Annotated in this window: 23 protein-coding genes; 12 read left to right on the top strand and 11 right to left on the bottom strand. The window is 41.7% G+C overall.

What is annotated here, in order from left to right:
- Window positions 1–19 precede the first annotated feature (19 nt).
- Window positions 20–1,246 (top strand): TQO small subunit DoxD, encoded by a 1,227-nt coding sequence (locus ACJVC5_RS10955; protein ID WP_408095549.1) that lies wholly within the window; start codon window positions 20–22, stop codon window positions 1,244–1,246.
- Window positions 1,247–1,392: 146 nt separating this feature from the next.
- Here ACJVC5_RS10955 and ACJVC5_RS10960 read toward each other — a convergent pair whose 3' ends face one another.
- Genes ACJVC5_RS10960 through ACJVC5_RS10970 form a run of 3 tightly spaced genes read right to left on the bottom strand, consistent with a single transcriptional unit; the run spans window position 1,393 to window position 6,315 of the window.
- Window positions 1,393–3,687, bottom strand: coding sequence for a multicopper oxidase domain-containing protein (locus ACJVC5_RS10960; RefSeq protein ID WP_408095550.1), 2,295 nt, complete (start codon window positions 3,685–3,687; stop codon window positions 1,393–1,395).
- A gap of 38 nt (window positions 3,688–3,725) precedes the next feature.
- On the bottom strand, window positions 3,726–4,118 hold the full coding sequence (gene cueR / locus ACJVC5_RS10965; protein WP_408095551.1) for a Cu(I)-responsive transcriptional regulator: 393 nt from the start codon (window positions 4,116–4,118) through the stop codon (window positions 3,726–3,728).
- A 10-nt stretch (window positions 4,119–4,128) separates the two neighbouring features.
- Window positions 4,129–6,315 (bottom strand): heavy metal translocating P-type ATPase, encoded by a 2,187-nt coding sequence (locus tag ACJVC5_RS10970; RefSeq protein WP_408095552.1) that lies wholly within the window; start codon window positions 6,313–6,315, stop codon window positions 4,129–4,131.
- Between the two features lie 195 nt (window positions 6,316–6,510).
- On the opposite strand from ACJVC5_RS10970, the gene ACJVC5_RS10975 reads away from it, so the two are divergent.
- The 3 genes from ACJVC5_RS10975 (at window position 6,511) to ACJVC5_RS10985 (ending at window position 7,657) form a co-directional block, all read left to right on the top strand.
- Window positions 6,511–6,717, top strand: coding sequence for a heavy-metal-associated domain-containing protein (locus ACJVC5_RS10975; RefSeq protein ID WP_408095553.1), 207 nt, complete (start codon window positions 6,511–6,513; stop codon window positions 6,715–6,717).
- Window positions 6,718–6,799: 82 nt separating this feature from the next.
- A complete protein-coding gene (locus ACJVC5_RS10980) occupies window positions 6,800–7,255 on the top strand; it encodes a DUF411 domain-containing protein (protein WP_408095554.1) in 456 nt (151 codons plus the stop codon).
- Window positions 7,256–7,264: 9 nt separating this feature from the next.
- A complete protein-coding gene (locus ACJVC5_RS10985) occupies window positions 7,265–7,657 on the top strand; it encodes a hypothetical protein (protein WP_408095555.1) in 393 nt (130 codons plus the stop codon).
- Here the strand turns inward: ACJVC5_RS10985 and ACJVC5_RS10990 are convergent.
- Window positions 7,654–8,232, bottom strand: coding sequence for a PhnA domain-containing protein (locus tag ACJVC5_RS10990; protein ID WP_408095556.1), 579 nt, complete (start codon window positions 8,230–8,232; stop codon window positions 7,654–7,656). The genes ACJVC5_RS10985 and ACJVC5_RS10990 overlap by 4 nt on opposite strands.
- Window positions 8,233–8,244: 12 nt before the next feature.
- A complete protein-coding gene (locus tag ACJVC5_RS10995; protein ID WP_408095557.1) occupies window positions 8,245–9,363 on the bottom strand; it encodes a hypothetical protein in 1,119 nt (372 codons plus the stop codon).
- 134 nt (window positions 9,364–9,497) lie between these two features.
- On the opposite strand from ACJVC5_RS10995, the gene ACJVC5_RS11000 reads away from it, so the two are divergent.
- Window positions 9,498–9,929, top strand: a complete 432-nt coding sequence (locus ACJVC5_RS11000; protein WP_408095558.1) for a Fur family transcriptional regulator — start codon at window positions 9,498–9,500, stop codon at window positions 9,927–9,929.
- A 2-nt stretch (window positions 9,930–9,931) separates the two neighbouring features.
- The gene (locus ACJVC5_RS11005) at window positions 9,932–10,654 is read left to right on the top strand and encodes a methyltransferase domain-containing protein (RefSeq protein ID WP_408095559.1); all 723 of its coding nucleotides are present in this window, start codon (window positions 9,932–9,934) and stop codon (window positions 10,652–10,654) included.
- Here ACJVC5_RS11005 and ACJVC5_RS11010 read toward each other — a convergent pair.
- Window positions 10,647–11,405, bottom strand: a complete 759-nt coding sequence (locus ACJVC5_RS11010; protein ID WP_408095560.1) for a YoaK family protein — start codon at window positions 11,403–11,405, stop codon at window positions 10,647–10,649. The genes ACJVC5_RS11005 and ACJVC5_RS11010 overlap by 8 nt on opposite strands.
- 82 nt (window positions 11,406–11,487) lie before the next feature.
- On the opposite strand from ACJVC5_RS11010, the gene ACJVC5_RS11015 reads away from it, so the two are divergent.
- Window positions 11,488–11,868, top strand: a complete 381-nt coding sequence (locus ACJVC5_RS11015; protein ID WP_408095561.1) for an OsmC family protein — start codon at window positions 11,488–11,490, stop codon at window positions 11,866–11,868.
- A 72-nt stretch (window positions 11,869–11,940) separates the two neighbouring features.
- Window positions 11,941–12,879, top strand: coding sequence for an SDR family NAD(P)-dependent oxidoreductase (locus ACJVC5_RS11020; protein ID WP_408095562.1), 939 nt, complete (start codon window positions 11,941–11,943; stop codon window positions 12,877–12,879).
- 1 nt (window position 12,880) lies between these two features.
- On the opposite strand, the gene ACJVC5_RS11025 is transcribed toward ACJVC5_RS11020, so the two are convergent.
- On the bottom strand, window positions 12,881–13,687 hold the full coding sequence (locus tag ACJVC5_RS11025; RefSeq protein WP_408095563.1) for an AraC family transcriptional regulator: 807 nt from the start codon (window positions 13,685–13,687) through the stop codon (window positions 12,881–12,883).
- Between the two features lie 99 nt (window positions 13,688–13,786).
- Here ACJVC5_RS11025 and ACJVC5_RS11030 point away from each other — a divergent pair, with 99 nt between their 5' ends.
- On the top strand, window positions 13,787–14,116 hold the full coding sequence (locus ACJVC5_RS11030) for a hypothetical protein (protein ID WP_408095564.1): 330 nt from the start codon (window positions 13,787–13,789) through the stop codon (window positions 14,114–14,116).
- Between the two features lie 4 nt (window positions 14,117–14,120).
- On the opposite strand, the gene ACJVC5_RS11035 is transcribed toward ACJVC5_RS11030, so the two are convergent.
- From ACJVC5_RS11035 to ACJVC5_RS11045, 3 genes are read right to left on the bottom strand one after another with little or no spacing between them, the layout of a single operon-like run.
- On the bottom strand, window positions 14,121–14,978 hold the full coding sequence (locus tag ACJVC5_RS11035) for a hypothetical protein (protein ID WP_408095565.1): 858 nt from the start codon (window positions 14,976–14,978) through the stop codon (window positions 14,121–14,123).
- A 60-nt stretch (window positions 14,979–15,038) separates the two neighbouring features.
- Window positions 15,039–16,718 carry an NAD-dependent malic enzyme gene (locus ACJVC5_RS11040; protein WP_408095566.1) on the bottom strand — a complete coding sequence of 560 codons (1,680 nt, stop codon included), beginning with the start codon at window positions 16,716–16,718 and terminating at the stop codon, window positions 15,039–15,041.
- Between the two features lie 38 nt (window positions 16,719–16,756).
- Entirely contained in the window at window positions 16,757–17,509 is a 753-nt protein-coding gene (locus ACJVC5_RS11045) for an SDR family NAD(P)-dependent oxidoreductase (RefSeq protein ID WP_408095567.1), read from the bottom strand.
- A 466-nt stretch (window positions 17,510–17,975) separates the two neighbouring features.
- Between ACJVC5_RS11045 and ACJVC5_RS11050 the strand changes: the two genes are divergently transcribed.
- Both ACJVC5_RS11050 and ACJVC5_RS11055 read left to right on the top strand, forming a co-directional pair.
- Window positions 17,976–19,223 (top strand): hypothetical protein, encoded by a 1,248-nt coding sequence (locus ACJVC5_RS11050; RefSeq protein ID WP_408095568.1) that lies wholly within the window; start codon window positions 17,976–17,978, stop codon window positions 19,221–19,223.
- Window positions 19,224–19,336: 113 nt separating this feature from the next.
- On the top strand, window positions 19,337–19,723 hold the full coding sequence (locus ACJVC5_RS11055; protein WP_408095569.1) for a DUF488 domain-containing protein: 387 nt from the start codon (window positions 19,337–19,339) through the stop codon (window positions 19,721–19,723).
- A 5-nt stretch (window positions 19,724–19,728) separates the two neighbouring features.
- Here the strand turns inward: ACJVC5_RS11055 and ACJVC5_RS11060 are convergent, their stop codons facing one another.
- Window positions 19,729–20,553, bottom strand: a complete 825-nt coding sequence (locus ACJVC5_RS11060; RefSeq protein ID WP_408095570.1) for a MipA/OmpV family protein — start codon at window positions 20,551–20,553, stop codon at window positions 19,729–19,731.
- A 44-nt stretch (window positions 20,554–20,597) separates the two neighbouring features.
- On the opposite strand from ACJVC5_RS11060, the gene ACJVC5_RS11065 reads away from it, so the two are divergent.
- Window positions 20,598–20,996: a cold-shock protein gene (locus ACJVC5_RS11065; protein WP_408095571.1), complete on the top strand. Its 399-nt coding sequence runs from the start codon at window positions 20,598–20,600 to the stop codon at window positions 20,994–20,996.
- Window positions 20,997–21,133 lie beyond the last annotated feature (137 nt).

A 21,133-nucleotide genomic window follows, 5' to 3' on the forward strand; every position in this document is an offset into this window, starting at 1 on the left:
TAGAATTTGGGGGATCACTATGAATTATTCTTTAGCATTAAGACTGGTTGTCGGATGGACTTACTTTTCCGCGTTCTGGAGACGACTCGTCCTGGAGAATAAGCTGGATCCCGAGGCGGTTGGATACATTGGAGAGAAATTTAATCATTTCTTTCCTAATGCTCTCTTGATCAAAGGACCCATTGAATATCTTTTGACCCATCCTGATCTTCTCTGGTGGACCATGACTGTATTTACTATAGTGGAAGGAGTTATCGGCCTTCTTCTTATGCTAGGGCTATTCACAAGATTAACAAGTCTGGGTGTTATTGGTCTTGCTCTCGGAATTCTTTTAAGTGCTGGTTGGCTCGGAACAACTTGTTTGGATGAGTGGCAAATTGGTATTCTAGGAATGGCCGGAGGACTGAGCTTATTTTTTACAGGAGGCGGGGAATACTCGTTGGATCATGCTCTTAAACTTAAAAAGTTAGATCTGTCTTTTCTTACAAGTTACTTCAGGCCAAAGTTGATCATCACAAGTTCTCTCATTGTATTTTTTATCTCTCTGGCCACCAATCAGGCCTTTCATGGTGGAGTCTGGGGAAAACTGCATAATAAATCAGTAAACCCTAAGCTTGAAATCACGAATCTTGCGTATGCTAATGATGTGATTACTTTTGATCTTATGAGGACTGAAGGGGTGGATGTATATGGATCTTTTGTCTATCGTCTGGAAGTTCTTGATTTAAGCCAAAAAGAGCCTCTTTATAAGATCGAAGGGGAGCAGTGGAAAGATTCTAAGATTCAAATTCAAAATAAATATATTGCTAAAATTAAGCAGGACAAATTTTCTCTTCTCGCTCCACTGGGGGCCAAGGCACAGATCTCGTTAAAGTTGGATAAGAAAATTTCTAATGAGTATTCCCTTCGCTTGACAGACATCAATGGGACCTCTTGGAGTTTGGGTTCCATTGATATGAAAATCAAAAATGATATTAGTCTTCAGCAAAGACTAAAATCCGACTCGGTCTTTATCATTGATGTAAGGGAAAAGGATGAGTTTGATAAAGGTCATATTTCCGGAGCTGAACTCATGCCGGTGGGAAGCCTTGAAAACGACTTCGAAGGCATTCCTTCAGATAAGAAAATTCTGATCTACTGCCAGTCTGGAATTAGAGCACAGAGAGCTATCGAAATTCTGAAAAAGAAGGGAATACCTGCCGAGAACATTGGTGGATATCCACATCTTAAAGAACTAAAAATCTGATCTCAAAATAAAACCTACAAGAGAGATGGCCAAGAAGATAATAACTAATAGGTCGATTCCGAATTTTATGATTCTTTCTTTTCGTAATTGATCAACGATCTGATCACGAATCTGATTCTTGGAATCGTCTTCTTGGCACATATTTCTTAGAAGTTATACTGGGCCCCTACACCGGCACTATGCTCTGTGAACATTAGTCCTGCCGACCATGCCCAATTGTTCTGATACATCAATGAAATTTCAAATTCCGATGGTTGCTTCTGTCTGAATGTAAACTCTGCATCGGTGTAAAGGGTCTTGGTCCATTGAAAACGTTTTTCCAGGTCAAAACGAATTCTTCCTTCATGATCAATCAAAGTATGAGTTTCAAATAAGAAAGGTAGAATGTAACCAACACCGGCCACTCCAGCTCCATATCCTTCGACAATGGTTCCACCGACAATAAGGTTGGTCCATTTATTCAACCAATGCTTATAGAATGCATCACCTTCACCTTGCCAGCCGAAATCATTACGAAGCTCAGTACGCAATTCAAGCTCGTCCCAAGTATTCATTAAATTAAGCTGTGCTTGAGCGTGGTTTGTTGCGGCCTCTAGCATTCCTCGGTAATAGATGTGGTCATGCAGATGTGGATCATGTTTTTGTAGTTCTTTAATTTCTTTTTTAGGTGTGAATGATGAGTATTTCACAACACGCGCCATACCAGTTTTTAAGTGATAGAGGTTGTGACAGTGGAGCATCCATTCACCTGGTTCATTGGTATAGAACTCAATGACCTTCGTGGTGTGGGGAGCAACATCCACGGTATGCTTCATTGGTGATTTTTCGCCCTTATCATTTAAGACTCTGAAGAAGTGGCCATGAAGGTGCATCGGGTGATGCATCATTGTGTTGTTTACAAAGGTAAAGCGCACGACTTCATTTTCATTGATCGTCAGAGTTCTGTCCTGATGAATGGCCTTACCGTTGATATGCCATACATATCTTTCCATATCGCCATCAAGAACTAGTTTTACGTCATGGCGAGGGATATTGGCGGGAAAATCAGTGCGAGAGATGGCCTCGGCCTTATTGACGTCAAAGGAATCAATGACCTCTTCTGAGGTTGAAGAGTGGCCCATCTTTGAGTGGTCCATCTTTGAATGGTCCATCTTTGAGTGGCCCATCTTTGAGTGGTCCATCTTTGAATGGTCCATCTTTGAGTGATCCATCTTTGAGTGGTCCATCTTTGAGTGGTCCATCTTTGAGTGGTCCATCTTTGAGTGGTCCATCTTTGAGTGGTCCATCTTTGAGTGGTCCATCTTTGAGTGGTCCATCTTTGAGTGGTCCATCTTTGAATGGTCCATCTTTGAGTGGTCCATCTTTGAGTGGTCCATCTTTGAATGATCCATTGTTGAATGATCACCATGGCCACCGTGACCGCCATGATCCATTAGCGCATACATATCCGGAAACGGTCTTTTAGGTGCGTAAACCTTTTCTCCCATCCCAATCCATGTTGAAGCAGAGCCTGTCCCATCTTGGACCGTCGCTTTTAACTCGTAGTTCTTATGTTCTGGAACTTCGAAAAGAATATCGTATGTCTCGGCCATTCCGATCAGGAAATCTTTTGCCAGTGTCGGCTTCATATCAACGCCATCCATTGAAATGATCCTCATAGGAACATCTCCAAGAGAGACATAGAAGTACGAAGAAGCCGCGGCATTAATAACTCGGATTCGAACCTTTTCCCCAGGATGGGCCACAATACCTTGAGAGTCTTCTTTACCATTCATCAGGAAAGCATCATATCCCACATCGGAATAATCCATGCCACCCATTCGGGTCCATTCGTTGTAGAGAAAGTTTTTAAGCTTATTCTCTTTCATGGCGCCCCACCATGATCTCATGGTGTCCTTTTTATAAAGATAGTAGTCTCCATCTTTTCTGAGGTTCTTCAAAATTTGAGTCGCATTCTCGTCTGACCAATCACTCAATACAACGACGAGGTCTTTATCAGATGAGATCGTCTTTTCTTTGGGGTGGATGACAATGGCGCCGTAAACACCTTTTTGTTCCTGAACATTCGTGTGTGAATGGTACCAATAAGTACCATGCTGTCTTAGTTTAAATTTAAACGTATATTTTTCACCAGGCATAATGGGAGGTGTGTTTACGTAGGGAACTCCATCCATATAAGGATCAAGGAGAATACCATGCCAGTGAACCGACAACTCATCGTCTGGAATGTTATTGATCAAAGTAATTTCGGCCTCATCGCCCTCGGTAAATTCAAGTGTAGGTGAGGGAATTCCACCATTAAGCATAAGGGCGAAATCCACTTCCTTCTTTCCACTTAAGTTAATTTTACCTTTGGTGGCGGTCAGTTCGTATTTAACAGTTTTGGCATTCACTGCAAATGCGGTCATAAGAAGGGCGATGAGTAAAATTTTATTTTTCATGTGTTTCCGTTTTTAGTCTAAAAGACGACAGATACGTGCTACTTGTGACAATCTAATCCGTCCAGGATTGGACAATCTGGTCTATCATCGCCATGGCAGTGTTCAACCAGATTATTTATCGTATGCAACATCTCTTGAATCTCTTTCAGTTTCATTTCCAGTTCTTTTTTATGTTTCAAGGCCAGGCTCTTTACTTGAGAACTAGGTCGTGACTTATTTCTCCATAAGCTTAAGAGCTGCTTGATGTCCTTCATGCTGAAGCCAAGCTCTCTGGCCCTTTTTACAAATTTAAGGACGTGAACATCTTTTTCAGAATATTGTCTGTAACCCGATAAGCTTCTTCCTGCTTTAGGGATAATTCCGTTCTCTTCATATCGACGGATCATTTTTGCATTTACATCACTCATTGATGCCAATTCACCAATATTCATACTGACTCCTTTACTTCTGAAGCGGTTTCCATCTTTTTAGAAGCAGTGAGTTTGTAACAACGCTTACACTGCTAAACGCCATTGCTGCTCCAGCGATCACAGGATTCAAATATCCAATTGCTGCGAGTGGAATGCCGATGACATTATAGATAAATGCCCAAAAAAGATTTTGCTTAATTTTTTTATAAGTTTCTCTAGAGATCGCAATCGCATCTGGAATGAGTAGAGGATTACCTCTCATCAGGGTAATACCAGATGAATGCATGGCCACATCGGTCCCCGTCGACATCGCGATGCCCACATCGGCGGCCGCGAGGGCAGGGGCATCATTGATTCCATCACCAACCATGCCGACCACTTCACCTTTACCTTTGAATTCCATAATGACTGAGGCCTTATGCTCAGGGAGAACCTCAGCTCTTACATAGTCAATGCCTAGTTCTTTTGCAACAGCTTGAGCACTGCCATAGTTATCACCAGTAAGCATCAACGTTTTGATCCCTTGCGATTTCAACTGGCGGATAGTTTCAAAAGAAGAGGCCTTGATCTTATCTTTGAAAGTAACCACTCCGAGTAATTTATTTGAAGTACCTTCAATAAGGAATGAAACAGTTTCACCAAGTGTTTCACGGTCTTTAGCAACACTCTGATAAGTGTCATTAACAATGTTGAGCTCTTCAACTAGTCGTTTATTCGCAAGGTAATACTTATGATCCGAAATCACTGCTTCAAGTCCTCGTCCCGGTAAGGATTTAACTGAGCTTGGCTGCTTGAAATTAACATTCTTTGACTGAGCTTCGTTTAGAACGGCCTTCGCCAATGGATGTTCACTTCCTGATTGAATGGTTGCCAAGAGAGATAGGAAATCATTTTGATCCATTTCATAAGTAATAAGCTTACTGATTGATGGCTTTCCTTCAGTCAGAGTTCCTGTTTTATCAAAAGCAATTGTTGTCACAGAGTGGGCTACTTCAAGGGCCTCAGCGTCTTTAATCAAGATCCCAGCTTTGGCCGCTGAGCCTGTTCCAACCATGATAGATGTCGGAGTTGCTAATCCGAGCGCACATGGACAAGCGATGACAAGAACGGCGACACCATTAATAATTCCAGTTTCCCAGTTTCCAGAAATAAGGGCCGTTACAACAATTGTTAGGACAGCAATAATGAGAACAGTGGGCACAAAGTAAGCACTGACTTTATCAACCAGTCTTTGGATTGGGGCCTTCACGGCCTGGGCATCTTCAACCATTCTAATAATTCGCGATAACATGGTTTCCGAACCAAGGGCAGAAACTTCTACAATGATAAGGCCATCAGCATTGATAGAGCCGCCAACAACTTTATCGCCTTCTTTTTTATCAACTGGAAGACTTTCTCCAGTGATAAGTGATTCATCAACTTGAGTGTTTCCCTTGATGAGAATACCATCGACTGGAATTCTCTCACCTGGGCGAATAACAACCTGGTCATGTAACTTCAATTCTTCTACGGCAACTGTAACTTCTGTATTGTCTCTTAAGATCCTTGCAGTAGGTGGTTGCAAAGCTTGAAGGGCCTTGATTGCGGCCGATGTTTGCATCTTGGCCTTTGTCTCAAGATATTTTCCTAACAGCACAAGTGTAATGATGACTGCCGAGCCCTCAAAATAAAGGTGTGGAGTATGGTGTCCTAAATGCTCTAGATTTTTTAGCATAAGGAAAACACTTAAACCGTAGGCCGCAGTGGTCCCAATTGCTACAAGTAGTTCCATGTTGCCCGATCGAGCTTTAATCGCTCCCCAAGCTGACTTATAAAATCTTAGACCAATATAAAACTGAACTGGAGTGGCCAATAATAGCTGAATCCAGGCGGAAGGCATGAACTCATGTCCATAAGGTCCAAGAAGCATAGGCAATACTAGAGGCAAAGTAAGGAGGGATGAAAGAATAATGGTGTTTTTCTCTCGTTTTAATTGTTCCTCTTTATTTGACTTTGAATCTTGTGAAGAAATACGAGCTTCGTATCCGGCCTTCTTTACTAGGTTCACCAATCCTTCAACTGTGATTTTGGATTTTTCGAATTCGATCTTCGCTTTTTCAGTGGCGAGGTTCACAGAGGCAGAAATCACCCCCGCGTCCTTTTTTAAGACTTTTTCGATCCTTCCCACACACGAGGCACAAGTCATTCCTTTAATATCTAAGCTGATTGTTTCTTGCATATATTTTCCTTTGATATTTATATCCTAAACCTTCCCAGTAAGGGAAGGTCAATAGGGTCTAACCCTTGTTATATTGAGTATCAACCTTCCCCTGCCGGGAAGCTCAAGCTTTTTTCTTATTTTTCAAAAAGAGTTGACTTTACTCCTAGGGGAAGGTGGAAGATTTGGGCAACCCCACAGCCAAAGGAGGATTGTGTGTATAAGTTTAAAATTGAAAGTTTGAATTGTATGAGCTGTTTCCACAATATCGAGGACGCTCTTAAAGAGTTTGATTCCACTATCGAGGCAAAGGCCGATGTTAGAAATCAAACGCTTACTGTCCAGTCTAATCAATCCGCTGAACAATTAACAAAGTTAATCGAAGCAGCAGGATATCCAGTTAATGGAGTGACTCAAGGTTAAAGCAGAAAGGGCCTTATATGAGGCCCTTTTTTTTGTCACAAATTAGCTTTTTTCGTCGTCTTAAAGGGAAACGGAGGGCCATTTGAAAAAGTTAATAGCTTCTATTGTTCTCGCCACAGTGGTTCTAGGACTTATGTATATCAATGAGTCCAATAGTGTTGCCTCAGAAACTTCAGAAATTGTTGTGTACCAATCACGTACATGCGGATGTTGTAAAAAATGGGTAAAGCATCTTGAAAATGCCGGCCTGAAAGTGAGGTCGGTCCTACTTGATGATGTTGGTCCCATCAAAAGAGAGCTCAATATCCCGAATAATCTTAGCTCCTGCCATACTGCCAAAGTTGGCAAGTATGTAGTGGAAGGACATGTGCCCGCCAGTGCGATTAAAAAACTCCTGGCCGAAAAACCAGCAGTCAAAGGACTTTCTGTTCCCGGTATGCCTATGGGGTCTCCAGGGATGGAAGGAAGTTACAGTGAACCTTATGACGTTCTAACATTTGATGGTCATGGGAATAATAAAGTTTTTATGAGTTTATAGGAGTTTGATATGAAATTATTTATTTTGGCCTTTTTACTTTCTGTGACATCGGCCTTTGCCCATGATCTGGCCTATGGCCCGTATCTTAAAATGCAGGAAGCACTTGCAAATGATGATATGAAACTGGCGATGGATGCCCATAAGTTCATTTGCGATAAGGAACTCATTCACTATAAGGATGACTACAAAGACTGTACGAAGTCCTTCAAGAATCTCGGTGAAGTAAGAAACTCCTTTAAGCAACTTTCTCAAGTCTATATTGAGAATGGTGACAAGAAGGAGCTTAAAACCTTAACGACAGCAACTTGTCCTATGGCGAAGGCCAAATGGGTCCAAAAGAATGGCAATCTTAAGAACCCATATTTGGGTAAGGCCATGCTTGAATGTGGTGAGAAAATCTAGGCCTTTTTCAAAAAGGCGGCCACAAGGACAATCTGAATACCATTTACCTTACCTTCAATATGCTTTGGATTGTTGGTAAGGGAAATGTTTTTTACAAGAGTGCCTCTCTTGGCGGTAAAGCCACCACCTTTAACATCAAGGTCTTTTATCAGAGTCACTGAATCACCTTCCGCCAACTGAGTGCCATTGCTATCTAAAGTTGGCGCTCCGGTCTCCGGTTCATCTTCTTCGGGTAGACCTGCTTTGGCCCATTCTAGAGTCCCTTCATCTAAGTAGAGTTGTTCAAGCAGGTCTCGGGCCCATGGCTCTTCCTTCAGTAAACTGAGAATACGATAGGACATTACTTGAACAGGAAGAAACTCACTCCACATGCTTGCGTTCAAACAATGCCAGTGATGAGCATCGAGCGAGGTCGCAGATTCAATCTGGTCTTTGCATTTTTGGCAAACAATGACAGCAGAGTTTTCGTCAATCTTAGTAATAGGTTGAACTTCATAGAGTGACAGATTGTTTGTATCTGAACACAACTCACACTTGGATCCCGCACGAATTAATAGCTGATCAACTAAACCCATATATAATCTCCGTTAATAAATATGTTTAAGACTTCTTTGTACAAATTGATCTCCCTCAAAAACATAAACATCCTTGCTCTCGGGTTCAATTGAGGCAAGAGCGATGTTGTTTCCGTTCAGGTAAGACTTCAGATCTTCATCTTTGGATATGAGATAAGAAATCTGATTGGGATAATTCTCAACGACCACCAAGGCCTCTGGATGAGAAGTACTTAATTCCCGAAGCAAATTCTTCAAGAGTTGGCTTAAAAGCGTAAGATTTGGGTCTCTTTTGTAATCGTAAGACTGAATGAGGGCCGTTTCGTTCAGAGGATCATGCCCTCTGGTTAATAATCGACGGCCAATGATAAAGGTCTTGTTTCGATTAATTTTAGAATCATGGGTAAGGTCTTTAACTCGTTTTCTGTCTAAGACCCAGTTGGTTTTTCGTTGGAGGTAATTTATTGGGGACTTATTGATGTCCAGAGTAATATCAGTGAACTGATAATCAATGCGATTCTTCTTTTTATCAAAAAATCCATAGAGAGTTTGACAGCCTTCGGGAATAGAAACCCCGGAACTTCCTAATAAGTTTTTGACCGTCGGATGATTTAAGTTCTCGGCCATAAATTTTACGGCGAAGAGACTGTTGCGACTATTATTTGATCCAATAAACACGTTCAATTGTGATAGGGAAGTAAGACCTACTAGATGAAACAGGGCCGAGAGTTCTTGGGCCAGCTGTTCCTTTGGCATCGACTTCAATCTGCTTCGATAAGAGAAATGGTCCCTGAGTTCTCCTCGAAGAAATAAACGCACCAAAAAAGAAATTCCTGAAGTGTTAAGAAGAACATCCAGGATATTAAGCGGCCAGAAGGGCAATTTCCTTAAAGTACCATTCTCAGCTTCTGATGGTGCATCCAGGAGGGAGTTTGTAAAATTAAATGTATTGTACGTCTTAAAGTGCTTTGAGCTGTCTTCGAAGTGCTGTCGAATAGAGGCATCATTGATCTTTGAAACAAATAATAAAGACGTTGTAGGTGAATCAAGTCTATCGACAGCTTTATGGTATCTGATGGACTTCAAGGTGATGATGTAGCTCTCTTTCCAATCGGAACTCTGCCAAGCCTCATTATTAAATTCTTTTATCATTGTTTAGCCTAAACAAAAGGAGTCAAGTTTCTTTTGGGTGTTAATGTTAAATTCATATACTATAATACAAAACTAGATGCAACATGATGCATTTGGAGAATGTTGCAATAAGAGAGCACGCTAAGGATAAGTGCATGAAAAAACACCGCGATTTAGTATCAATTTTAAAAGCAAAAAATTTAAGATTAACTCCTGCAAGAAGAGCGTTGATCCAATATATTCTTGATAACAAGTCCAAACACATTTCTCTTAAAGAGATCTATGAATTTCTAGGAATTAAAGTGGAAGGTGTGAACCGCTCAAGCGTTTATAGAAACATAGAGCTTCTTAAGAAGCTGGATATTATTCAAGAACTCAATCTTCCGAATAAGGGTAAATGTTTTCAATACGTCTTTGATAAAGACGTACACCATTTTTATATTTGTAAAACCTGCGGGAAGGCGAGCCGAGGCAACAAGGAGCTATTCGAGAAGATCGAAAAAGCTCTTAAGGACATTCATGGTTTCTCAAAGGCAAATTTATCAATGGTTTTTTATGGGTTTTGTGAAAAGTGTAAAGGGCATTAATCATGGCATTTGAGGAAAAATCAGCTTTGGATGAACTTATTAAAGAGGTCGAACAGGAAATAGAGGTACTTGCACAAAAGCTCTATTCAGATGCGGAGCCAAGTTATCAGGCGCTGTCGATAAGTAAAGATCTTGTGAGCGGGAAGAAAGTATCCAATGTCAGATTTGATCGCGTCTATCCTTCCATGATCCGCAAGCTTTCATCGGTGCATTGGTCGCCGGTGGATGTTGTGATTAAGGCGTCCGCATTGCTGGCCAATAAAAAGAACATGAAGATTCTTGATGTTGGTTCTGGATGTGGGAAGTTTTGCATCATCGGGGCCGTCACTCATCCTGATGTACATTTTTATGGAATTGAACAACGTTCCTATCTCAACGAGATATCTAAAGGGGCGGCCAGAAGTTTTAAGCTAAATAACGTTACGTTTATTAATGGAAATATGACCTCGTTGGATTGGTCAGAGTATGACGCTTTTTATTTATTCAACCCGTTTTATGAAAATAAGATGTTACCGTTTAGTCGCATTGATATTTCAGTTCCAGTGAGTCAGTACAGATATGATTTCTATCTCGAGACTGTTCATGCGAAGTTGTCCGAACTAAAAGTGGGAACGAGAGTCGTGACCTATCATGGATTCGGTGGAAACTTGCCGGATACATATGAGTTAAGTTCTAGTGAGCCTACAGGCTCAAGTGAGCTTGAACTATGGGTAAAGGTCAAGTAGCAGGTCGGTAAACCTGAAAATAAAGCATAAGGCCAAATAGGATACCGGAAATGATTGTTGGTACCGCGAACCCTATAAACCCCAAGCTTCTAAAAATCAGGGCACCCGCTACAGAGCCGAGGATAAAGGATAGGATGATTCCGAATCTAACAAGATTGATCTTCTCTTCATCATTGATCTGATTTTTGAGCTTCTTCTTGTTAAGAATCCTTACAATCCCAAGGCCCAAATCAGTCGTGAGTCCGGTAAGGTGAGTTGTGCGGATGACAGATTTTGAGACGGTAGAAATCGTTCCGTTCTGAATGCCACAGACCAAGCAGAGGATAATCAGGAGAGCATAATTTCGATTGATCTCAAATGCTTCTCCGAATTGACCAAACTGGCCAGTCACGCCTCCAATAAGAAGAACAGACAGGAGAGCAAAAATGATACCAAAAGTAATATAATACTTAGGACGCTTGTCTAATTTTAGTCTTAGATCGACAAAGTAGCCACTGAGCATGGAGCCTAATAAGAAGAAGAGGGGAACTGACAGCATACCTAGCGCGTGTATATTTTGGTTCTGACTTATCTCGTAACCAAAAAACGTAGCGAAGCCAGTGACGTGGGAAATAATTTTGTTGATGGCCATAAAGCCACCGATATTCAACAGCCCTGCCTGAAAAGCTAGAATGAACCAAAGAACAATATTTGACGGAGAATATTGGGGAATTGATTTATTGCCGTACAACATTAAGAAAAAATAATTCATTCTTCTTAAAATGAGAAGCGGTTTTACTTTTTGAAGCTCACGAGGTGGAATTAAAGAGAGTAAAGCAATATAGGAGCAATTTATGATCATGGGAAACAGACAAGAAGGACTTGCAGCTGAGTTACATACAAGGAACCATTCACTGGTTGCAGGTCTTTCAGAAAAAATAGGTGGTAAAGATGAAGGGATGAACCCTCATCAAATTATTGAAGCAGGTTTGGCCGCTTGTACTATCCTTACTTGCCAGATGTACGCTGACAAGAAAGGCTGGCCACTACTAAATACCAAAGTAACAGTTAAGATCACCACTGAAGAAGTGACAGGGGCCGTCTTTCAGAGAGACATCGTCTTTGAAGGTGACCTGACTAATGAGCAAAAAGAGAAGCTTCTCGCCATCGCCAATAAAACTCCTGTTTATAACTTATTAACTAGATCTATTAGCATCGATACAAAACTGGTGTAATCGACTTTAAAACAGCGCTCTTGAGGACATATTTAAATGTGTCCTGCAATTTCATGGTTTATCCTTTGAACTATGAAAGAAGAACTAAAAAACAAAGTCGTTCTCATTACCGGTGGTTCAAAAGGTCTCGGCTATGTCCTGGCCGAGCATCTCATTAAAGAAGAGTGCAAAATCGCCATCTGTGCTCGCGATGAAAGTGAGCTAGAAAATGCTAAGGATCATCTTGGGAAAGATGTCCTGACTCTTCGTTGTGATGTGAGTAAAGAAGAAGAGGTGAATCAGCTTGTAAGTGATGTCATTAAGCATTTTGGTAAACTTGATATTCTCATCAATAATGCTGGTGTCATTCAAGTTGGTCCTATGGAAACCTTCAAGCGCTCAGACTTTGAGACCGCGATGGATATTATGTACTGGGGCATTGTGAATACGACTTTGGCGGTTCTTCCTCATATGAAAGAGCGGAAAGATGGGCACATCGTAAATGTCACTTCCATTGGGGGAAAGATCAGTGTTCCTCATCTCTTACCTTATAGCGCGGCCAAGTTTGCGGCCGTGGGATTTTCTGAAGGGATTGCTGTTGAGCTCAGAAAAGACAATATCTTTGTCACAACCGTTGTTCCGTGGCTTATGAGAACAGGTTCGTATGTGAATGCTTTTTTTCAACGTGGGAATAAAAAAGAGTTTAAACTTTTTGCATTTTCATCAACAGCACCACTTCTCACCATTAGTGCTGATAAGGCCGCTCGCAGAATCGTCAAGGCCCTTAAAGAGCGTAAGGCATTTAAGATTGTCGGCTTCCAGGCAGGGCTATTAAACGAAATCCATCATTTCTTCCCGAACCTATCAGTCAAAGTTCTAGGGACCGTTTCAGAATTCATCCCAGCGGAACCTAAGAAGGCCCCGCTAGAGAAGGGTAAGTCTATCAGTGAACGATTTGATGATGCTGAAGTGCCGGGCGCGAGAGAAGTGGGTAAAAAGGCCCAAGCTGACCATCAAGAGCTTCGTCACTAATCTAACTGATCCCGGTATTCTTAATATACTCTGTCGGTGAACATCCCATGTGTCCTTTAAACATAGCAATGAATGTACTAACGTTTTGGTAGCCAAGGTTAAAGGATACATCACTCACCGATACATTCTCCGACAGTAACTTCAATGCAGTATAGATCTTTACTCTTTGTCTCCATTCCGTGAATGCGAGACCTGTCTCGTCTGTAAAATGGCGGGTAAATGACCTGAGTGACATTCCTGAAAATTTTGCCCAAGTTTCTATAGAAGACATGTCTTCAGGGGACTGAAGTATCTTTTTCGCTGTCTTTTGTAGCTTTTCGTCTTTTGGCATTGGGATATGGAAGAAGCTTGCGGCCTTTGCATTTTGAAGTTCATCTTCTGCAACTTTGGCCAGTCTCTGCTGTTCGACATTGTAATTGAGATCGGATTCCCAAGAACTCATACGTTCAAGAATCGCATTAAAGAGAGGTGTGAACTCCATAATAGCGATCTCTTTAGGTAGTGTCTTATTTAAGTGCTCTGGTACAAATACGGCCATAACTGAACATTCACCAATTATTTCTGTGATGTGCATTATGTTAGGTGGAAGATAAAAAAAAGTGTTGTGAGAGATAACCCAGGAATCAGTTTCAGTGGCGATTCTTACGATTCCCTTCTTTACGCAATTGAGTAGCCCGAAGTCATGCGTATGAAGTTTTCTTTCCATCAAAGAGTCATCAATCGTAAATTCTCGCGCGAAAATGTATTTGAATTTTGAAAGTCTTTCTATGAGCTCTAACTTATCTTTTGGTAGGTTCTTTTTCATCATTGGCCGATCCTCGATACTTGTTGGCTTAGTTACGATAACACGTTTTTCACCTTACGGGTATATTAGAGAGCATGAAGAATCTCTGGGGAGAGAAGGAAAATGAGCGATATTCTCTTTGCAAAGGTCGAAGAAAACTTCTACCGCTGCCTTAATTCTAATCGAGAAGAAGATTTGACCAATGCCTTGGAAATGTTAAAGGCATCATTAATTGAGGCCGAAGTACATAGTGAGTCGGCCAAAAGATATTCGAAACTTTTTCTTGAAATGTTTCAATTCACGGCAACTTCTAGTGAATCACTATGGGCCCAGGCCCCAAAAATATACTCTGCTGTTGGTGAATTTATTCATGCTCCAAATTCATACGAAGATGAATTTCGCGATGAGGTCATTCGCATGGGACTAGGTCAGTGCCTGGAAATGATTGACTAAGGTCCTACTTCCTTTGATTAATCAGCCATTCTTGCACTTCAGGTTTTGCCCAGTGAGAGTCCCAGCAACCATGTCCACAAGTGCTGTTGTAAACAGTAAGTGTGAATTCATGAATGTAGTTACTACAAGATTCGACCTTTGGTTGTATCGTCTGCCAACCAGTCGAAGCAAATAAATTGTCACTGTTGTTCCCGAAGACCCAGACCGGAATGTCTGCCATTTCACAGACATCTGAGAAAGTATTGGAATAAGCTCCAGGCATCGCTCCTGCAATGAGGTCTTTGGAGTTTTTGATAAGTTCCTGCGTGCCAATAGACCCCGCAGAAAGACCAGTTACTACAATGCGATCAGTGTCGACCTGATATTTTTCCATCGCATCCAAGATGACCTGCCTTAATTGAGAGTGAATCCAAAGCCCGCTTCCATTTGACCCTGCAGGTGCCCAGTTAGGAGCAATGACAATGGCGGGATATTTTTGTGCGAGAGTAGTGCTCCATACTTGTTTGATAAAACCGGTTTTTCCTCCACCTACAGCAGTGTGAGCAGTGTTTAAAACTGAACCATTAAGACCATGAAGTGAAAGAATCATTGGATAAGTTTTGTTTGGATCTGTGCCATAGTCTGCCGGCAAAAAAACGGCGCAGTCATAACCGGAAGAACGGTCCCAAAGTGTGACCTTGCCGGCCCTTGCATCTGCTGGAGTAGAAGGAGTGGGGTCAGGCCCAGAGGGAACATCAGGAGTTGGATTAATTGGTGATTCTGTTGACTCTGATGGTGCTTCAGAACTTGAATCCTCTTTCTTGTTACATCCCACGCTGAAGATGCTTAGGAGAATGAGGAGAGTCGTTAAATGTTTGTACATAGTATGGCCCCTTTATAGGACCATACTAAATAGAAAATCTTAAATTTGTGTGGAAGCAAATTACTTCGGCTCAAAAGTTCTATAAACCGGCATCCAGAAATTTGCATCAATGGAAGAAAGTAATTCTTTCTCGTTCACAGATTTAGCAACTCCGTCCTTAATCGCCGCCTGCGCAACTTTTAAAGCAATAGCGCGAGATACTTTCTGAATATCTTCAATCACTGGAAGTAGGTTATTTCCAGTTTTATTACCCATCGGAGACATCTCTGATAGGGCCTCAGATGCGGCCATAAGCATCGAATCTGTCACTTCCTTCGCTCCACTAGCGAGAACTCCAAGTCCAATGCCCGGGAAGATATAAGAGTTGTTACACTGAGCAATCGGGTAGGTCTTCCCATTGAATTCAACTGGCATAAACGGACTTCCCGTGGCCACTAGTGCCGCTCCATTTGTCCATTCAATGATGTTGGCCGGCTGAGCTTCCACTCGAGATGTTGGATTCGAGAGAGGCATGACGATAGGTCTTGAGCAATGAGCGTGCATCGTTTTAATAATTTCTTCGGTGAATAATCCAGGCTGACCTGAAACACCAATCAGAATGGTTGGCTTAACGTTCTTAACGGTCTCAAGCAGTGAGATATTAGTTTGATCTTTGATCCAATGATGGGCCTGGCTTTTCTGGGCCAGTGCTTGCTGGAAATCAAGAAGGTTTGGCATTGTATCTGTAATGAGACCATAGCGATCAATCATGAAGATTCTTGCTCTGGCCTCTTCATCAGATAGGCCCTCAACTTTCATGCGTGAAATAATTTTCTCCGCAATACCAGCTCCTGCCGAACCAGCACCGAGGAAAACAATTCGCTGATCTTTTAGTTTATCTCCAACTGCGCGACAGGCGGCCATGAGGCATCCTAATGTCACAGCTGCAGTTCCTTGAATATCATCATTGAAGCAACAAAGTTCCTTGCGATATTTTTTCAAAATAGGAAGAGCATTATGTTGAGCAAAGTCTTCAAATTGAAGAAGGACATTTGGCCAGCGACGTTTAACTGCTTTAATGAAAGCATCAATGAATGACTCGTATTCACTTCCAGTGACTCGCTGATGTCTCCATCCCATATAAAGAGGATCTTTTAGAAGTTGGTCATTGTTTGTTCCAACGTCTAGAACGATAGGCAATGTATAGGCCGGGCTAATTCCTCCGCATGAAGTGTAGAGGGAGAGCTTTCCAATTGAAATCCCCATGCCTCCGATTCCTTGATCTCCTAAACCAAGAATTCTCTCCCCATCTGTAACAACAATCACTTTCACATTCCGTTTCGTGACATTGCTAAGCAATTCATCAATACGGTCTTTATTAGGATAAGAAATGAAAATGCCGCGTGAAGCGCGATAGATGTTTGAGAAGTGCTGACAGGCCTCTCCAACAGTCGGTGTATAGATGATGGGTAACATCTCAGCGAGATGCTTTTTCACGAAGTGATAAAAAAGCGTTTCATTAGTGTCTTGTAAGTTTCTTAGGAAGATGTGCTTTTCAAGATCTTCTTTTAGCAAAGCATATTGGGCCGCAATTCTTACTTCTTGTTCTTCAATTGTTTCGAATACTGTCGGAACGAGACCATGTAATTTTAAATCATGGCGTTCTTGTTCTGTGAATCCTGTCCCTTTATTGAGAAGAGACATCTCTAAAAGATTTGTGCCGTGGTAAGGGATCTTCACCGGGCGAGTGGAGAAAGTCATATGTCCGCCTTTTAGACTATTTATCAATTAGGCTTATCTTATGAAATTTTCTCCAAGTAAGAAACTAACTCATCTTGATTTCTTTCAGACTCAGCCAATGAATTTGGTTTACGCTGCTCTTTATGATGGAAGTACTTTCCAGTCACTAAGGCCTCAGGATCATTACTGATTGCCAGCCAAATTTGAGTCTCAATCCCTTTCATTAAATTATCCGGAGCACCCGCACCACCCATACGAGTAGGAACCCATCCTGGATCAATGGCATTGACAAAAGTTCCTGGCCACTTTCGGGCGAACCATTTCGTGAGCATGACATCGAAAAGTTTTGAATCACTGTACGCCTGTGTGTAGTTCCACATGCGATTTTTCCATTGCGGATCTTCTAAATTAAATTCTCCGCTCCTATGCATGCCCGAGCTTACAAAAACCATGCGCTCAGGTCTTGCGAGAAGTTTACTCAAAAGATAGGGGGTGAGAACGTTAACGGCAAACACGGTTCGAAGACCATCTTTTGTTATGACTTCAGCATTGGTTTCATAAACGCCGACATTATGAATGATGGCATCAAAAGGCCCTAGAGCATTCGCTTGTTCTGCAACCAATTTGATTTCATCCAAATTAGAAACATCTCCAATTACAAAGGGTGCATCTTGATTAAGTTTGAGTTTTGCTTCCTTTGCGGACTTTTCACTTCGAGCGTGAAAAACCACTTCATATCCAAGTTCAAGAAGTAATTGGCCCGCAAGAAATCCAAGACCGGTCGTGGAGCCTGTAATGAATATTTTCTTCATAATCGTTTTCCTCATACAAATGATAATAATTGAGAGCCGGATTGCAATGCCTTGGCGCTTCAAGTAGATGCCTATTTGACAGTGTAAAATTATTAGTCAAATTTTTCTTTATAAACCATTAAAATATTATTAATCACCTTGGCATTCCTCTTGCTCAATGGTCTTCGACCGATTTTCCAGGTCGTCATTCACTTCTCTCACACTCCCAAACTAATTTAACTTCTAAGGAGCGAAACACCGTGAGGTCGTCGTGCGTGCGCTTGTAGATTCCGGTCAAAATTTATTAACCCTCATGAGGAGGCCAATTTTGAATTCGATTTTCTTAAAGATGGGAATGTTTTTGATTATCGTTACGTTGCTTAGTTTGACTGTTTCTTGTGTCAAGGAAGACAAGAAAAAGGGCAGCAGTGGACCTGTCGGAATCGCCGTTAAAGTGAAAGCGAGCAAATTTTAAGGAGGAAATTTTATGAATCGCATGAATAAATTTTTGGCACTTCTAGTAATGAGTTCTATGACTGCAATGGCCCAAGAGAAGGGGCCTGTGACACCGACATCGGTGACATACACTTTTAACTCTGCTCAACTGACTAAGTTTGATGACGACAATTACGGATTATTTCAAAGCCCTGTTCAACATACTTTTAGAAAATCTGATCCGGATTTTGGAAATGCCGAGATTGAAGATGTGACGATTGGTTTTGGCCGTTATAAATCCATTAGTCTGTGTTTCTCGACCACCGTTTCTATGACCTTTAATGGTGAAAAGTACAATGGCCGTAATGGAACAAATGTTAATAAAGGCGATCTGATCTATGGCCAGGCGAATGGAACCGTTAGCACGATAAATCCAGGGGCCGTTCATCCGATTCAATTAAATATGGGACCAGAGACGCAGTGGTGTACCGCGACCTATTTCAAAAATCCTTTATGCGTAGTTGGACCTGGTCTTAATGAGTGTCAGATCGGAGACGAGATTTATTCTTCTGAAGGGAAGATTAATCCGATGACAGGTGAACTTGATCTCGGGATGGGCGCCCCAGTGAAATTACAAATTAGCTTTTTGATGGACATGCTTAACGGTGTCATCATCAATGCTGATTCCGGAGAAGTCACAACTGCCCCCGCAGTTAAAATTGTCATGGGTAATCCGGGGGCCGCCATTCACCTTGGTAAGTGGGATGTGAACGGTTCAACTGACGTAAGTATGATTTTTAGTAACGATAAAACTCTCTTGTCAGTGATGTCGTCTGAATATCCAGGAACCCATTCACAAGGGTTTTGTAGCGGACAAAGTAATGCTTTTGTGACGACTGTTCCATTTGGTTCTTCTTTACCTACCAATAGTATTAACTTTATTACTTATTTCGATGCTCTTTCAGGTAAAGTTGCTTATCCAAATATTTCTTCGTGTATGGATGAGAATAATTGCAATCCTGTGGGATTTAATATTTTTAGCAATGTCTTGCAGGAAGTGGCCCAAGTTGCGACTGTTGAATGCGTAGATGAAAACAATGCCAACATTCCGGCCGTGCTTTTGGAATATGGTTATCTTTCGGTTGGTGCAGGTGAAGCAGGTGGGGCGCAAAACCTAACTGTTCAGCGAATTGTGGATCCGACAAATTTGTTTGGGATTTGTACTCCAACAAGTAATGGGTATCTCGCTGGTAAAACAGGTATATGTAGTTTTGCTGGATCAGACGTGAACGGATATTAAATAAACTGGCCCCAGTAGCTTGATCTGCTGGGGCCTTATGCATTTCTTCTGGAAAAATCAAGGTAATGACGCTTAAGAATCCTCTAGAATTCATTTGAGGAGAAACAAAGATTATGACTATTCGTATTGTGCAGCTCGGTTCACCCCGCTCGAAAAATGAAGGACTCCGTTTAGGAACCGTGCGAAGACCTCCTCGCGGAGTTCCTAAATCAGAATTTGCAAAACGTGACTTCTACGATGTGTGGATGCCCATTCTCTCCCCAACAAGTGATCTCGTAGCAAAGGCCCTTAAAGCAGAAACTGAGAAGGAATGGAAGGCATTTGAAACTAAATATCGTGCCCAGATGAAAAGGCCCGATGCTACTCATATCCTTGATCTTTTGGCCGCACTTTCTCATGACACGAACTTTTCAGTAGGATGTTACTGTGAGAACGAGGAGAGATGTCATAGGTCTATCCTGAGGAAGATTCTGAAAGAGCGTGGGGCAGAGGTTAAGTAAGATATTTACTGATATCCTCTTTCTTTTGATTGATAGAACAAATAACTAAGTCCAACGAACGCAGAGTAGGTGTAATCAGCTTTGTAGAGTGGAGAGCCAGCGTTGGCGTTGCCCTTATAACTGTTCAGTCCAAAACCACCGTAAATCCCAATCTGATCTTTTTCGTAAATGTAGGCCAGTGCCGCTGATGATGACATATATCCCGATTTGGCATCATATTCGGGCCTTTCTGAAGTGGAGTACGTACGATCAACTTCAAAATAAAACTCCTGCATCTGATGAGTGGTATGAGTACGAGACAAGTTCAAGATAATTGAATTGAACTTACTATCATCGAAATAATAGCGAGTATTGAATGCCGGGGCAAAGACCAGACCTTGATAGGTGATACTGGTTAAATCAGTTGAAGCAGCAATGCGGACAGGAAAGAAAAGTCTTACCCAAAGTCTTTCTGAACGAACCAAAAATATATAAAACCTTGGCCCAAGTTCTCCAACCCAATCAAGATCATTCATGCCTTTTCTGGCGTCGTTTTTATCCGAGTTGGCCGAAAATGCTCCTCCGCCACTCAGATCAAAACCATAGACGGGGTTATGCAGAAGACGCGCCTTCATACTGTCTTCTTCATCAGAACGAAATCGAAGTCCTCTGTATCTCACCTGTGGAACTGCTAAGTATCTAAGACGACCCTGATCAGAGGCCGGGTAGTCAGGAACGAAGGCAGCACCACCAATGACTCCAAACTCATATAATGGCTTATTTGATTGCACGGGATGCAAACTGGCATAGACAGGAGCAAGGATAAAAAGTGCCAACGTGATAAATAACATTCAGAAATCTTAACATGTAGACGCCTGCCTGGTATACTTAAGTCATGAGTAAAGTAAAAGTAGAATTTGTTAAATACGACATGAGTAAGACCACCAATCGTAAGCGTAAGGACATGTTGGTCGATAATCGTAGCGAGAAAGCCGTCATCACACAGCTCGAGCGCATTCATAAAGGTGAAAAAGTCGTTAAGATCCATGAAATTATCTGGGGCGAAGCTCAAATTAAAGAAGATCAGGGTGATTTCTTTCTGGGGACAGTGAAGTTCTTTAATCTTGAGAAAGGTTTTGGATTTATTCGACCTGATGAAGAGATGGAGGATTTATTCTTTCATAAAACAGCATGCGCTGAAGGTGTGCCTAATGATGGGGACACAGTCGCATTTCAAATTAGCGAAGGCCCTAAGGGACTATCGGCAATTCGAGTTAGGATTGTTGAATCCTAGTGCGGTCGCGGCAGAGGAATTGTATCTCTTTAATGCATTCCAAAAATCTTAAGACACCAATCTCTTTTTCAACCATTTAAGCGCTCAATGAAAAACTATGTGAAGGTGTCACTTTGGCATCTTGAGATCATGAGTAC

The organism is Peredibacter sp. HCB2-198, from assembly GCF_045999315.1.
Taxonomy (GTDB): domain Bacteria; phylum Bdellovibrionota; class Bacteriovoracia; order Bacteriovoracales; family Bacteriovoracaceae; genus Peredibacter.